Annotated in this window: 13 protein-coding genes, 1 tRNA gene and 1 pseudogene; 9 read left to right on the top strand and 6 right to left on the bottom strand. The window is 62.4% G+C overall.

The annotated features are described in order from the left end of the window. Positions 1-117 precede the first annotated feature (117 nt). The 4 genes from AOP77_RS06625 to chvE form a co-directional block, all read right to left on the bottom strand. Positions 118-1146 (bottom strand): LacI family DNA-binding transcriptional regulator, encoded by a 1029-nt coding sequence (locus tag AOP77_RS06625; RefSeq protein ID WP_062210961.1) that lies wholly within the window; start codon positions 1144-1146, stop codon positions 118-120. A gap of 204 nt (positions 1147-1350) precedes the next feature. Then, a complete protein-coding gene (mmsB, locus tag AOP77_RS06620) occupies positions 1351-2529 on the bottom strand; it encodes a multiple monosaccharide ABC transporter permease (RefSeq protein WP_062211554.1) in 1179 nt (392 codons plus the stop codon). Beyond that, the gene (gene mmsA / locus AOP77_RS06615) at positions 2529-4097 is read right to left on the bottom strand and encodes a multiple monosaccharide ABC transporter ATP-binding protein (RefSeq protein ID WP_062210957.1); all 1569 of its coding nucleotides are present in this window, start codon (positions 4095-4097) and stop codon (positions 2529-2531) included. The genes mmsB and mmsA overlap by 1 nt, the downstream gene beginning before the upstream one ends. 77 nt (positions 4098-4174) lie before the next feature. Next, positions 4175-5356 carry a multiple monosaccharide ABC transporter substrate-binding protein gene (gene chvE / locus AOP77_RS06610; RefSeq protein ID WP_062210953.1) on the bottom strand — a complete coding sequence of 394 codons (1182 nt, stop codon included), beginning with the start codon at positions 5354-5356 and terminating at the stop codon, positions 4175-4177. Between the two features lie 246 nt (positions 5357-5602). On the opposite strand from chvE, the gene AOP77_RS06605 reads away from it, so the two are divergent. The 5 genes and pseudogenes from AOP77_RS06605 (at position 5603) to AOP77_RS06590 (ending at position 8950) form a co-directional block, all read left to right on the top strand. Then, the gene (locus tag AOP77_RS06605) at positions 5603-6334 is read left to right on the top strand and encodes an AzlC family ABC transporter permease (protein WP_062210950.1); all 732 of its coding nucleotides are present in this window, start codon (positions 5603-5605) and stop codon (positions 6332-6334) included. After that, positions 6331-6645, top strand: a complete 315-nt coding sequence (locus AOP77_RS12365; RefSeq protein WP_062210947.1) for an AzlD domain-containing protein — start codon at positions 6331-6333, stop codon at positions 6643-6645. The genes AOP77_RS06605 and AOP77_RS12365 overlap by 4 nt, the downstream gene beginning before the upstream one ends. 22 nt (positions 6646-6667) lie before the next feature. Then, positions 6668-6766: pseudogene (locus tag AOP77_RS12515) on the top strand (formylglycine-generating enzyme family protein); the annotation flags it as partial. Between the two features lie 118 nt (positions 6767-6884). Beyond that, the gene (locus tag AOP77_RS06595) at positions 6885-8111 is read left to right on the top strand and encodes a kynureninase (protein ID WP_062210944.1); all 1227 of its coding nucleotides are present in this window, start codon (positions 6885-6887) and stop codon (positions 8109-8111) included. Continuing rightward, a complete protein-coding gene (locus AOP77_RS06590; RefSeq protein WP_062210941.1) occupies positions 8108-8950 on the top strand; it encodes a PaaX family transcriptional regulator in 843 nt (280 codons plus the stop codon). The genes AOP77_RS06595 and AOP77_RS06590 overlap by 4 nt, the downstream gene beginning before the upstream one ends. On the opposite strand, the gene AOP77_RS06585 is transcribed toward AOP77_RS06590, so the two are convergent. Beyond that, positions 8929-9366 carry a VOC family protein gene (locus AOP77_RS06585; protein ID WP_062210938.1) on the bottom strand — a complete coding sequence of 146 codons (438 nt, stop codon included), beginning with the start codon at positions 9364-9366 and terminating at the stop codon, positions 8929-8931. The two genes, AOP77_RS06590 and AOP77_RS06585, sit on opposite strands and share 22 nt — an antisense overlap. A 27-nt stretch (positions 9367-9393) precedes the next feature. Next, positions 9394-9993: a DUF1349 domain-containing protein gene (locus AOP77_RS06580; RefSeq protein WP_084622372.1), complete on the bottom strand. Its 600-nt coding sequence runs from the start codon at positions 9991-9993 to the stop codon at positions 9394-9396. A 58-nt stretch (positions 9994-10051) separates the two neighbouring features. Here AOP77_RS06580 and AOP77_RS06575 point away from each other — a divergent pair. The 4 genes from AOP77_RS06575 to AOP77_RS06560 all read left to right on the top strand — a co-directional run bounded on the left by AOP77_RS06575 (position 10052) and on the right by AOP77_RS06560 (position 13006). Further along, a tRNA-Lys gene (locus AOP77_RS06575) sits at positions 10052-10124 on the top strand. A 99-nt stretch (positions 10125-10223) separates the two neighbouring features. After that, complete coding sequence (locus AOP77_RS06570) at positions 10224-11741, top strand: CotH kinase family protein (protein ID WP_062210935.1); 1518 nt, start codon at positions 10224-10226, stop codon at positions 11739-11741. A gap of 183 nt (positions 11742-11924) precedes the next feature. Then, entirely contained in the window at positions 11925-12365 is a 441-nt protein-coding gene (locus tag AOP77_RS06565; RefSeq protein WP_062210932.1) for a MarR family winged helix-turn-helix transcriptional regulator, read from the top strand. Then, complete coding sequence (locus AOP77_RS06560; RefSeq protein WP_062210930.1) at positions 12362-13006, top strand: NAD(P)H-dependent oxidoreductase; 645 nt, start codon at positions 12362-12364, stop codon at positions 13004-13006. Before AOP77_RS06565 ends, AOP77_RS06560 begins: the two co-directional genes overlap by 4 nt. The last annotated feature ends 12 nt before the right edge of the window (positions 13007-13018 follow it).

The following is a 13018-nucleotide window of genomic DNA, read 5'->3' as shown; positions in this document are numbered from 1 at the left end:
CCTTGGTCGAACACGGCACTGGGCCGACTGAGGAGCAAGCACGATTCGCGCCTGGTGCAGATAATGTTACCGGCAACATCCACTATGTTGCCGGTAACATGGTGAAATGTCAAGTGCTTAGGCGAATGAACTCGGAACGCGGCCAGTGGACCCTCGAACTACCAGTCGGGGCGAGAGGAAGACGCTCTCGTCTGGGTGCTCGCCACCTTCGATCTGCGCGAGCGTGCGCATGAATAGATACCGTCCCTGCTGATCAAAGTCGATCCTGGCGGTCGTGAGTGCCGGCGAGTAGTACGGCGATTCCTCGACATCGTCGAAGCCAGTCACGCTGATATCCGACGGGACTCCGACCCCAGCCGCTCGCAGCGATGCCATCGCCCCCAGCGCCATTTGGTCGTTGCCGCACACCAGAGCCGTCACCCCCGAGGGGATCGGGCTGCCAGACAGCGCCGCATATCCCGATGCAGCCGTCCAGTCACCGACGAGGGACGGACGAGAGTGAAGGCCCTTCGCTGCGATGAAGTCATGAAATGCCTGCGAACGGTTCTTCGCGGCGATCCAGTCCTGGGGACCGGCCAAGTGCATGAAGTCACGGTGGCCAAGGCTCCACAAGTGTTCAAGACACAAGGTGATGCCCTGAGCATTAAACGAGGCGCCGCCCTCCGCTATGTGGTCCGCAGGGCCACTCTCCATCACCACCGGGTTCACTTGTGTCAGCGCACTCAATGCTTCGGCGACACCATCGGATACCGCGAGTACTACCATGGCGGCCACATCTTGACGCCGCCCTAACTCCATCGCAGAGTCAATAGTTGTTGATACGGCGGGATCGACGACGGCGATCTCAACGGAGTATCCCCGCTCCTGAGCTCCCGCGATGAGCCCACCTACAGTTCGACTTGGGCCTTCCGAGAGAAAGTCCGAAGTCACCACCGCGATGCGATGAGAAGTCTGTGTGGCTAGGGAACGTGCGACCACGTTGGGCCGGTATTTGAGTTCCTCAAGGGCCTGTTCGACGCGAGCCCGAGTCGCAGGGCGAATACCTTCGAACCCCTTGAGGTACCGCGAGACGGTCTGGTGAGAAACTCCAGCGCGAGTGGCTACGTCGTAGATCGTCGCAGATCGTGACCGCTTTGGCCCGCTCATCAATGCGCCCCCGGAATCTAGAGTTACAGTTCACATCTCACGAAGTTCGCGATTACCGCCAATCATATCTGCCCTAGTAATACGGCACCCTCTCGTGATCCGCCCGTCGGTCTCTCAATCCTTCTCTGTCACAGCAGACAAAAAGCTGATGGCCCGCTCCCTTGCAGGAACGGGCCATCAGTTCAGTACTGAGAGGTACTTGGGTTAGCGAGCGCCTGCGCGCCGCTTGTTGTAGACATCGAAGGCCACTGCGAGCAGCAGCACGAGGCCCTTGACGACGGATTGGATGGACTGGTCAATACCCATGAGCTGCATACCGTTGGACATCACGGCCATGATCAGACCACCGACGATGGCGCCGGTCACTCGACCCACACCACCAGTCACCGCGGCACCACCGATGAAACAGGCGGCGATGGCGTCGAGCTCGAACATATTTCCGGCTGCGGGCTGCGCGGTGTTAGAGCGTGATGAGAACACCACGCCAGCAATACCGGCGAGGAAGCCCATGTTAAGCATGATGCCGAAGTTAACCCAGCGCACCTTGACACCGGACAGCATGGCGGCGGACAGGTTGCCACCGATCGCGTAGACGTGGCGGCCAAAGACTGAACGCGTCGTCACGAGCGTGTAGGCGATCACCAGGAAGGCCAACAGGATCAACACGTTAGGCAAACCACGAGCGTTCGACAGCTGCCATCCGAGCCACATCACTACTACGGCAACAGCGACCAAGCGCAGGACGAACAGCGGTGCAGCCTCAACGGTCTGGTTGTAGGAAATGCGGTTGCGACGGCCACGGATGGCAGAGAACGCATAACCAGCGACAGCGATCGCGAAGATCACCAGCGTGAAGACGTCGAAGCCCTGTCCACCCAGCAGCCCGTTCTGAAAGCCCTGGGCAATCTTGGTGTAGACCGGGGGGAACGGTGACAGGGAGATGTTGCCCAGCACCAGCAGTGTCAGACCGCGGAAGAGCAACATGCCGGCCAGGGTGGTAATGAACGCGGGAATACCCACGAAGGCCACCCAGAAGCCCTGCCACGCTCCCACCAAACAACCGACGATCAGTGCGGCGATCACACCACCCCACCATGGGACGTCGTGCTTGATAACGAGCACAGCAGATACGGCACCTGTCAGCGCCACCACGGAACCGACCGAAAGGTCGATATGCCCCGCGATAATCACGATCACCATACCGATCGCGAGGATCAGGATGTAGGAGTACTGCAGGATCAGGTTAGTGACGTTGGTCGAGCTGAGTAGCGTGCCGTCCGTCAGGATCGCGAAGAACGCGACGATAAGGACGAACGCGATGTAGATTCCGCTGGTCCGGATGTTACGAGTCACGAGTTCGCGAATGTTCGCGGTGCCGGTCATCATGACAGGACCTCCTTGTCCTCAGTCATCTTTTCTTGCTCCCTTTCCTGCGTCATAAGTTCCATGAGTACTTCCTGCGTCGCGTCGGCGACGGGCATTTCACCCGTCATGCGTCCGAACGCGAGGGTGTAAATCCGGTCACACGTGCCGAGCAGCTCAGGCAGCTCGGACGAGATGATGACGACGGCCTTGCCGGCGGCCACGAGTCGGTTGATGATCGTGTAGATCTCGTACTTAGCACCCACGTCAATTCCGCGAGTGGGCTCGTCCAAGATCATCACGTCAGCATCGGAGTAGATCCACTTGCTGAGCACCACCTTCTGCTGGTTTCCACCAGAGAGGTTGCCTACGGTCTGCATGACCGAGGGCGTCTTGATGTTCATCGATTCGCGGTATTCCTCCGCGACCTTGAGCTCCTCGTTGCCGTTGATCCAGCCGTTAGAGGACAACTTGTCGAGACCCGCCGCAGAGATGTTGGTGCGAATGTCCTGAATCAAGTTGAGGCCATACTTCTTGCGGTCCTCGGTGGCATATGCGAGGCCGTGGCTAATCGCCTCGGCCACGTCGCGCACCTTGATGAGTTCACCGCGCTTGTAGATCTCGCCAGTGATATCCCGGCCGTAGCTACGACCGAACACACTCATGGCGAGCTCAGTACGTCCGGCCCCCATCACGCCAGCGATGCCGACGACTTCGCCCGACTTCACATTGAAGGAGGCGCGGTCCACCACGATGCGGCCTGGCTGGGTGGGGTGATGCACGGTCCAGTTCTCGACGCGCAGCACTTCCTCGCCAACTTTGTGGTCACGCTTGGGGTAACGGTTCTCGAGTTCGCGGCCCACCATGCCCTTAATGATGCGTTCCTGCGGGTCCTTGGTCGAGGCCATGTCAAAGGTCTCGATGGTGTGACCGTCGCGCAGGATGGTGGTGCGGTCCGCGATCTCTTCAATCTCGTTGAGCTTGTGGGAGATCATGATCGAGCCGATGCCACGGTCCTGCAACTTGCGGAGCAGTCCCAGCAAGTGTTCGGAGTCGTCATCGTTAAGCGCGGACGTTGGCTCATCGAGGATGAGCAACTGCACTTCCTTAGAAAGTGCTTTCGCAATCTCAATGAGTTGCTGCTTACCCACGCCGAGCTGGCTCACCGGTGTCAGCGGGTTCTCGTCGAGACCCACCTCAGCCATGAGTCTCATCGCCTCGTGGTTAGTGCGGTTCCAGTCGATCAGGCCGCTGCTTCCGCGCCGCTCGTTGCCGAGGAAGATGTTTTCCGCGACGGAGAGGTAGGGCACCAGAGCGAGCTCCTGGTGAATGATGACGATGCCCTTGGCTTCACTTTCATTAATGCTGTGAAACTCAACGGTCTCGCCTTTAAAAACTATGTCGCCCGTGTACGTGCCGTGGGGGTACACACCAGACAGCACCTTCATAAGCGTCGACTTGCCGGCACCGTTCTCGCCGCAGATGGCGTGAATCTCGCCATCGATTACGTCGAGCTCTACGTCCTCCAGGGCCTTGACGCCCGGGAAAGTCTTGGTGATCTTGCGCATCTCGAGAATGTTTGTGGACATGACTCACCTCCATTGGTGAAAGGTCGGACGAAGGTGGTGCCGGCCCGCGGGGGAGCGAGCCGGCACCACCGTCTGGGTTACTCGGCTACGCCGGAAGCAACCTCATCAGCGGTCCAGTAGCCCGAGTCAACGAGCAGCGACGTGATGTTGTCCTTGTACACGATGTCCGAGTCAAGCAGGTAGGAAGGAACAACCTTCACACCGTTGTCGTACGTCGTGGTGTCATTGGCCTCAGGCTCGGCACCATCAAGGAACGAGAGCGCGCCCACGACTGCCTGAGCAGCGAGCTTGCGCGTGTCCTTGAAGATGGTCGCGAACTGAACGTCATCGTTGATGAGCTTGACCGATGCGATCTCAGCGTCCTGACCGGTGACGACGGGCATGCCATCGGCGATGGTCGGGCCGTAGCCAGCGTTGGAAAGTGCCGTCAGGATGCCGCGCGAGATGCCGTCGTACGGCGAGAGAACGCCGTTCAGCGTTTCACTCGCGTAGTTTGCAGTGAGGAGGTCCTCCATGCGCTTCTGAGCGGTTTCCTGTGCCCAGCGGAGCGTAGCAACCTGCTCGATTTCCGTCTGTCCCGAAGGAACGACGAGAACGCCCGAGTCGATGTACGGCTGCAGGGTGTCGATGGCGCCGTTGAAGAAGAAGAAGGCGTTGTTGTCGTCCAGCGAACCAGCGAAGAGCTCGATGTTGAACGGGCCCTCAGCGTCGCCTTCGGAGCCGTCTTCGTTCAGGATGCCGAGGCCAACGAGCAGCGAGGTGGCCTGCTGTACGCCGACCTTGTAGTTGTCGAACGTCACGTAGTAGTCGACGTTCGGGGTGTCGCGGATCAGGCGGTCGTAGGCAATGACCGGGATGCCCGCAGCTGCAGCAGCTTCAAGCTGACCCGACAGTGCGGTTCCGTCAATGGCTGCAACGATCAGAAGCTGCGAGCCGTTGGTGATCATCGAGTCGATCTGCTGCGACTGGGTGGGGATGTCATCGCCAGCGAACTGCAGGTCGACGGTGTAACCCTCGGCCTCGAGGCCCTTCTTCACTGCATCGCCGTCGGCGATCCAGCGCTCGGACGTCTGCGTAGGCATTGCGACACCGATGGTGCCCTTTTCCATGGCAGCGTCGCCACCGTTGGACTCTGCCGGTGCTGCCGAAGTCGTCGCGTCTGCTGACGAGTCGTCACCTGCGCCGCTTCCGCTGCATGCAGCGAGCGTAAATGCCATGACAGCTCCAGCTGCAACAGCAATAAGCTTCTTACCCTTCATTTCTCCTCCTTGAGAACACAACCCACCGCTTTGCGGGTTTGAGTGCACGCCATTATGTTCACGTTCACATTCGCATGTCAACACGAATTGATTACGGTTCCATCACGGTTGCGTTCAAGACTCTAACTCAAGGCGCTGGTGGCAAATGACCATTTGTTGTCACGATGCAATAACGGTTCTAGATAGCACGTCGTGCACAACACTCCTGGTAGAAGGTATCTGCGAACGGCATGGCAGACTGACGCCGTGAACACTCCGAGCCCCCGCGACAGCCCCCGTGGCTCATCATCGCGGCTGGGCATCGGCAAAACCCAATGGTCAGACTTCACCGCCGGAGCCCGGGCCATCGCCCCACTTGATCCGGGATCGTTCGTATTCGGCCTCGCCTTTGGCGCCTTGGTGCAGGTCAGTGGCTTCAACTCCTGGGTCGGCATGTCAGGATCTTTCCTGGTCATGGCCGGAGCGAGCCAGATCGCGATCGTCGAGGGACTGCGGATAGGCGCGCCGCTGGTCGTCGTAGTGCTCACCGCACTAGTGCTCAATTCTCGCCTCGCGCTCTACTCTGCGGCCGTCGCACCCGCCTACTCCGGGTTTCCGCGTCGATGGAAGCTTGGCCTTGCGTATCTCATGACCGATCAGGCGGCTGCAGTGACGCTGCAGTATCAGGACCGCTACCCCGACCCCGCACGGCGCCGGTGGTTCGTGCTGGGCGCCTCACTGACTTTCACTCTTGCCTGGTACCTGGGGACTGTTGCGGGCGTGGTCCTGGGGCCGGTTATCCCGGAGGCCTGGCAGATTGGCTTTATCGTTCCGCTGATGTTCGTGGCCCTGATGGTGCCTGCCTTGCGCCACCGCGCCGAGGTAGTCGCCGCCGTGACCGCAATCGTGGTTGCGGTTGCCTTCAAGGATCTGCCGCTGGGGCTGAACGTGATTGCCGCCGCGCTCGCTGGCATCGGCGTGGGGAGGCTCATCAAGTGATCCTTCTCCTCGCCTTCTTACTCGCCGGAATCGGCACGTACCTGATTCGGTTGTCGGGCATCATGTTGCTTGGCGGCGAGCGTGAGCTCCCCGAGGCGGTCACCAAGACCCTGCGACTGATTGCCCCCGCCGCCTTGGCGGCAATCATCGCGAACTCGCTTCTGTTGGACGGGGGGCAATGGCGCGAGTTTGGTGCGTGGCAGATCGCGGCCCTCGTGGCAGTGGGGGTTGCGTTGTGGAAGCGGTCCATGGGCTGGACGCTCGTCGCCGGGGCAGGCGCGTTCGCGGTGCTGATTCTTGTCGGCCTCTAGCTCGACAGCGGCAATAGTCCGGCACCAGAAGTACTGCAACCGGTATCGCGATGCGGCGCGCTCGCAGGACACTCCAGACTCCTCCATGGGCAACGCCCGCTTCCGCACGGTCGCGCTCTAAACATCCCAGGATCAACGGCCGCTCAATTCGTCAAGCCCTAGACGACTATCCCGCTCACCGCATCGCTCGATAGTGCAAAACCCTGGCGAGCGTCACATTTATGCAATATGGTGACAGCATGACACTCACCTCAGCAGCCGAGTTAGACGCATCGGACCCCCTGGCGACCTTCCGCGACAAGTTTGTGCTCGACGGCGACGTCCACGCCTACCTCGACGGCAACTCGCTCGGCCGCCCCGTGAAGGCAAGCGCCGACCAGCTGTCCAAGTTCGTCACTGGCGAGTGGGGCGGCCGGTTGATCCGGGGCTGGGACGAGCGATGGTACGAGCTGCCGCTCACGGTGGGCGACAAGATCGGCAGGAGTTGTCTGGGTGCCGCGCCCGGACAGGTATTCGTGGGCGACTCCACCACCGTGATCCTGTACAAGCTGATTCGCTCTGCCGTTGACGCGCGGCCGGGGCGGCGAGAGATCGTCGTCGACACCGACAACTTCCCCACCGACCGCTTCATCCTGCAGGGAATCGCCGCCGAGTGCGGGATGACCCTGCGCTGGGTACGGCCAGCGTCCGATGCTGGAGTCACGGCCGCGCAGGTCGCGGAGGTCGTAGGGGACGACACCGCATTGGTGGTCCTCAGCCATGTCGCGTACCGCTCGGGTTATCTCGCTGATGCGCCCGCCATCACCGCGATCGCGCACGCCGCCGGCGCGCTGGTGTTGTGGGACCTCTGCCATTCGGTGGGCTCGGTCCCGGTCGAGCTGGACGAGTGGGGCATCGATCTCGCGGCAGGTTGCACCTACAAGTACCTGAATGGCGGACCGGGCTCGCCCGCCTTTGGCTACGTTCGCGCCGACCATCAGGGCACCATGCGGCAGCCCATCCAGGGGTGGATGGGCACCAACCAGCCGTTTGAGATGGGTCCGGAATACGAGCCGCATGAGGGCATCCGGCGCTTCATCAGTGGCACGCCAGCCATTGGCGGAATGCTGGCCATGCAGGGCATGCTCGATCTCATTGAGCAGGCCGGCATCGATCAGATCCGGGCCAAGTCAGCACTCCTCACGGCCTTCGCCGTGGAACTCGTCGACGAACTACTCGTACCGCTTGGCGCTGTGCTCGCGAGTCCCCGCGACCCTGCCCTTCGCGGCAGCCACGTGACCGTCGACCACGATGCCTTCGCGGACATCATGGCGCCGCTCTGGGCCGCCGGCATCATCCCCGACTTCCGCCGCCCCAACGGTCTGCGACTCGGACTGTCACCGCTGACAACGAGCTTCTCCGAGTTGCAGGTGGGCGTCGAGGCGATCGAGCGCGAGCTGCGTGCCGCGACCAGCCCGGCTCGATGATCCTCGACGACTTCGAGTCGCGCCCGGGAAGCGCCCCGTCCCTATTGCGCACCGTGATCGGGTCGTACCTGCGGGAGTTGGGAGGCTGGATATCGGTCTCCGAGCTGATTCGGCTCATGGGCGCGCTCGGCATCAGCCCCGAGCAGGCGAGGACGGCAGTGACCCGAGTCAAGGGCAAGGGGGTTCTTGATTCCGAGCAAGTCGACGGGGTGCGCGGCTACCGCCTAGCCGACGACGCCATCCCGATGCTCGAGAACGGCGACCGGCGCATCTTCAGTTTTCGCCAGCAGGAAGACGGCGGCGAGTGGTGCCTGGTCTCCTTCTCGCTGCCCGAGACCGCTCGCGCCACAAGACACCAACTGCGCAGACGACTCGAGTGGATCGGGTGCGGCACGGTCACCACCGGGCTGTGGATTGGCCCGGCATTCCTTACGGAGGAAGTAGAGCGCATTCTGGCCGACCTGGACATCCGGGATTGCGCGACGGTGTTCATCACTAAGTCCCCTCAGACGGCTGGATCTCTCCGCGATGCGGTGGCGCAGTGGTGGGACCTCGAACGCCTTGCGCAGCTTCATCACGACTTCCTGGCCGCCTTCGCTGTTGTACCCGACAAGATCGGCGCCGAGAACCCTGAGATGGCGTTCAGCGGCTACATCCACGCCTTGGATAGTTGGCGCACAATCCCCTACTTAGACCCAGGCCTCCAACCAAGCGCGCTGCCGGAGAACTGGCCAGGATTCGCCAGTGTCGCGCTGTTCCAGCGAATTCAGCGGGAGCTCGGCCCTATCGCCTCCACCTTCGTCTCCCCCGAGGCGCGTCAGCCCTTGCTGAGGTCCTGAGCGAGCATCACGATGATTCCGCTAGGACCACGCACGTAGGCCAGCTTGTAGACGTCCTGGTAATTGGCGACGCCCCGGAGTGGGTGGCATCCATGCGTCGCGGCGATCGCGAGTGCTTCGTCGATGTCGTCCACGGAGAATCCGACGCGGTGCATGCCGATTTCGTTCGGCTGCGTGGGCTCCGTTTCGATGGCCTCCGGGTGAAGGTACTCCATCAGCTCAAGGTGGCCATGCCCGTCGGGCGTCTGCAGCATCGCAATCTTGGCGTGATTGCCGTCGAGGCCCACCGCAGTGTCCGCCCATTCGCCGCTGACCTCATCGCGACCAACGACCGTCAGTCCCAAGTCCGTGAAGAAGGAGATCGCACCTTCCAGGTCACTGACGGCGATGCCGACATTCTCGAGTGTGATGCCCATGGTTTGGATACTACCCAGCGGAGCTTCCTAGTGCAGCGACTCGTCGGGGTCACCAAACTCAACTCGGGTGAACCGCACGGCCAGACCCGAGCGCGAGGGTGCGCAGCAGAACAACCCAGCCGCGGCATCGGCCGTAGGGTCGAGGTAGGCCACGCGCACCAGCCGCCACCCCTCACCGTCGGCACGCGCGCGAATGGTCAGCGCGTCGCCGTCGCGAGAGGCCCGTACCGTGATCTCACGTCCCACCCACTCGGGCACGGGCGCGACCGACCAATCCGAGGTGCCATGAGTGACCACAGCACCCACCTGCGGCGCACCATCCGAGAACTCCACACCCGCCTTGATCCACTCGCTGTCGCTCACCCGTACAAAAATGCCAGCCTGATCAAACTGCTCCGCGAAGTCGAGCACAAAAGTGGCCTCGAGACTCCAGCGCGCCCCTACTGGCACGAGTGCCGCGTGCTCCGTGTCATGGACGAACCCATAGCTCGTGGTTCGCCAAGCATCGGACCCCTCGACCGCGGTGACCACCGCGGCATCGGCTTCCAAGACGACGGCTTCGGGCGGAGTAGTCCACGACGCGCGGTCCAGGAATGCGCGGGGAGTCGATGAATTGATGGGATCCATGAATCGAGCCTATTGCGGCGCACGGGAAAGGGCGGGCGCCCCGGTACGATGTTCGGGCGGGCCTCTAGCTCAGTTGGTAGAGCAGCGGACTTTTAATCCGCGGGTCGTGGGTTCGAGCCCCACGGGGCCCACTTGTTTTGAAAGAGCGATTCAGCATAGACAACCGAAGTCTGCGCCACCTCGCAGGCGGCTCCCAGCGTTCTCACAGGCGCCGTTGGTTTTCTTGAACCATGAACATTCGCCCCCGTGTCCTCGCCGCGATCGCCGTTACCGGTATCAGCGGCGTCATCCTGGCCGGCTGCTCGACCGCCGACCCCAACTCCTCCGGAGATTCGGACGGCGCCATGAACGCGCAGACCGCCGCCGACTCCTCCAACTCCGACGCAGCCACCCCCGCCGTCTGGGACAGCACCCAGATGCACACCATCACCATTGACTACGACGAGTCCGACTACGACGCCCTCATCAGCTCGTACATGGAATCGAGCGAGAAGGTCTGGATCTCCGCGACCGTCACCATCGACGGCGAGACTTTCGAGAACGTCGGGCTGAAGCTCAAGGGCAACTCATCGCTGCGCGGACTCACCGAAGACGCTGACGCGACCGTGAGCGCCGCTCATCCCGAGGACCTGCCGTGGATCATCCGCCTGGACAAGTACGTGGACGACCAGTCCATGGACGGTGCAACCGAGTTCGTGGTGCGCGGCAACTCTTCGGGGACCTCGCTGAACGAGGCGGTGGCTCTCGACTTGCTCGCCGACACCGGCCTCGCGGCTGAGGAGGCCATCGCGGTCAGCTTCTCCGCTAACGGCTCGGACTCGTCGCTGCGCCTGGTCATCGAGAACCCCAACGACGCGTGGATGGAGCGTGAACTGGGCGACGGCTACCTCTGGAAGGCCGAGTCCCCCGGCACCTGGGATTACATCGACGAAGACCCCGAGTCCTACAAGGAGGCCTTCGACCAGGAGGGCGGCGAGGACAACTACGAGCCACTGATCGACTTCCTGCAGTTCGTCAATGAGTCCGACGACGAGACCTTCGGAACAGACCTTGACGAGTGGCTCGACGTGGACGCCTTCGCCACCTACCTCGCCTTCCAGAACGTGGTCAACAACTTTGACGACATTGACGGCCCCGGCAACAACTCCTACCTCTATTGGGACACCGATACCTCGCAGATGACGGTGGTCAACTGGGACCTTAACCTCGCGTTCGGCCAGGAGAACATTGGCGGTGGCGGCGGCCAGGGTGGCGGCCCGGGAGGCGCACTTCCAGACGCCGATGCCGAGGCGGGGGCGGCCCCCGGTGGCAAGGCCGGTGGTGGGGGTGAACGACCCGATCGCGGCCAGGCACCGGACGGCGCGACAGCACCTGACGGCGCAGCTTTGCCCGATGGCGCCGAGCGGCCCGAACGCCCCGGCACAGCGAACGGCGGTCAGCGTCCCGACGGCGCACAGGCCCTCGGCGATGCGGCCGATGCTGGAGCCGGCCAGGCAGGCGGCGCCAACAAGGGTGGCGGTCGCGGTGGCAGCAACATCCTGTCCGAGCGCTTCCTTGCCAACACCGACTTCAACGCGCTGTACGAGACAGCTGTTGAGGATCTGACGGAGTCGCTCTTCACCTCGGGCACCGCCCAGGAGGATCTCGAAACTTGGTCTGAGCTACTCACGACGGACGCGTCCGACCTGGTTGACCCCGACGTGGTCGCCACCGAGTCGCAGACCCTCAGCGACGCCTTCCCCTTGTAGTCGCCCGCCTGCAAGCGGAGATTCCGCGCGAGGGGTCCTCGCCGTCGACACGCGACAGACCCCCCCGTGACAAGTGCCTAGCCCGATGCTGTGATGACCACAGCATCGGGCTTGACGCGTCTCCGATGCACCGTCAATGTCAACCTGTTGACAACCGAGGTGTCAACTGGTTTACTACTGAATATGTCCGACAAGATCACCTTCACCCTGCACGAAGTCGTCGCCGCGCTTGACGAGGCCGCCGACTCCCTCTTGATCGACAAGTACGGCGTGACCGGCAGCCAGTTCGTCTTCCTCGCAGTGTGCGCGGACGTCGAGCCGACTGACGTCACCTCGCTCGCTCGCTGCCTAGGCGTGTCGAAGGCCGCAGTGTCTAAACGAGTGCCGAGCATGGTCGCCGGCGGCTGGATCGTCACTCGCGACGACCCCGCGAACGCCCGACGCGTGGTGATCGAACTGTCAGACACTGCACGTGAGCTGGTAGAAACCGGCGGCCGCGACCTGGACAGGGCGTTCACCTCACTCTTCGACGACCCCCGCGCCGCGGGCATCGATCCACACCAACTTAACCGTCAACTCGGCGTTCTCACCGAACTCCTCCTGGAGAAGGGCCCCTTCGCATGACTAGCATTCTGGTGGTCATCGGCACCCCGGTGACCGATTCCCTCAACCACGCCATGGCACAGGCTTACGTCGAGTCAGCACGGGAGGCTGGGGCCGACGTCGACGTGATTGACCTCGCCACCGACCCCATACCCCCGCATCCACATCAGCGGGGGAACCTCCGCATGCCCCGGGACGGCAACGATCTCGCCCTCGATCCGGGAGTAGGCGACTACATTGCGCGAGTTGAGAGCGCCGACCACCTTGTGGTCCTCTTTCCCCAATGGTGGGGGTCGTACCCCGCCGCACTCAAGGCGTGGGTCGATGCCGTGTTCCTGTCTGGATTCGCGTTCCGATACGCACCAACGGGTCGAGGCTGGGACAAGCTCCTGAAGGGTCGGACGGCTCGCATTGTGATGACCATGGACTCACCCCGACTGTGGAACAGGCTGGCATACCGTGACGCAGCGATCGCCACCCTGAAGAACGCGACGCTCTGGTATTCCGGTATCAAGACCATTGGCGTCACGCGCGTGGGTGAGGTGCGCCACCAGGACACCGCCGCACTCACCAAGGCTGTGGCAAAGATTGGGAACCTAGGGGCGGCCGATGCCAAACGCACCCCTACCCTCCGTCACGCTGGGATTCAGGTCGCCACCTAGATCCCAGTCGCA

Origin of the sequence: Demequina oxidasica (assembly GCF_000975115.1) — a bacterium.
GTDB classification, from domain to species: Bacteria; Actinomycetota; Actinomycetes; order Actinomycetales; family Demequinaceae; genus Demequina; species Demequina oxidasica.
The sequence above is the reverse complement of the archived record's forward strand: the minus strand, read 5'-3'. Positions and strand labels throughout refer to the sequence as shown.

Excerpts from the sequence above, each read along its gene's own strand:
- mmsA (WP_062210957.1), bottom strand. The coding sequence starts at position 4,097 with ATGTCCACAAACATTCTCGAGATGCGCAAGATCACCAAGACTTTCCCG.
- chvE (WP_062210953.1), bottom strand. The coding sequence starts at position 5,356 with ATGAAGGGTAAGAAGCTTATTGCTGTTGCAGCTGGAGCTGTCATGGCA.
- AOP77_RS06565 (WP_062210932.1), top strand. The coding sequence starts at position 11,925 with ATGTCCGACAAGATCACCTTCACCCTGCACGAAGTCGTCGCCGCGCTT.
- AOP77_RS06625 (WP_062210961.1), bottom strand. The coding sequence starts at position 1,146 with ATGAGCGGGCCAAAGCGGTCACGATCTGCGACGATCTACGACGTAGCC.
- AOP77_RS06560 (WP_062210930.1), top strand. The coding sequence starts at position 12,362 with ATGACTAGCATTCTGGTGGTCATCGGCACCCCGGTGACCGATTCCCTC.
- AOP77_RS06590 (WP_062210941.1), top strand. The coding sequence starts at position 8,108 with ATGATCCTCGACGACTTCGAGTCGCGCCCGGGAAGCGCCCCGTCCCTA.
- AOP77_RS06595 (WP_062210944.1), top strand. The coding sequence starts at position 6,885 with ATGACACTCACCTCAGCAGCCGAGTTAGACGCATCGGACCCCCTGGCG.
- AOP77_RS06570 (WP_062210935.1), top strand. The coding sequence starts at position 10,224 with ATGAACATTCGCCCCCGTGTCCTCGCCGCGATCGCCGTTACCGGTATC.
- mmsB (WP_062211554.1), bottom strand. The coding sequence starts at position 2,529 with ATGACCGGCACCGCGAACATTCGCGAACTCGTGACTCGTAACATCCGG.
- AOP77_RS06580 (WP_084622372.1), bottom strand. The coding sequence starts at position 9,993 with ATGGATCCCATCAATTCATCGACTCCCCGCGCATTCCTGGACCGCGCG.
- AOP77_RS06585 (WP_062210938.1), bottom strand. The coding sequence starts at position 9,366 with ATGGGCATCACACTCGAGAATGTCGGCATCGCCGTCAGTGACCTGGAA.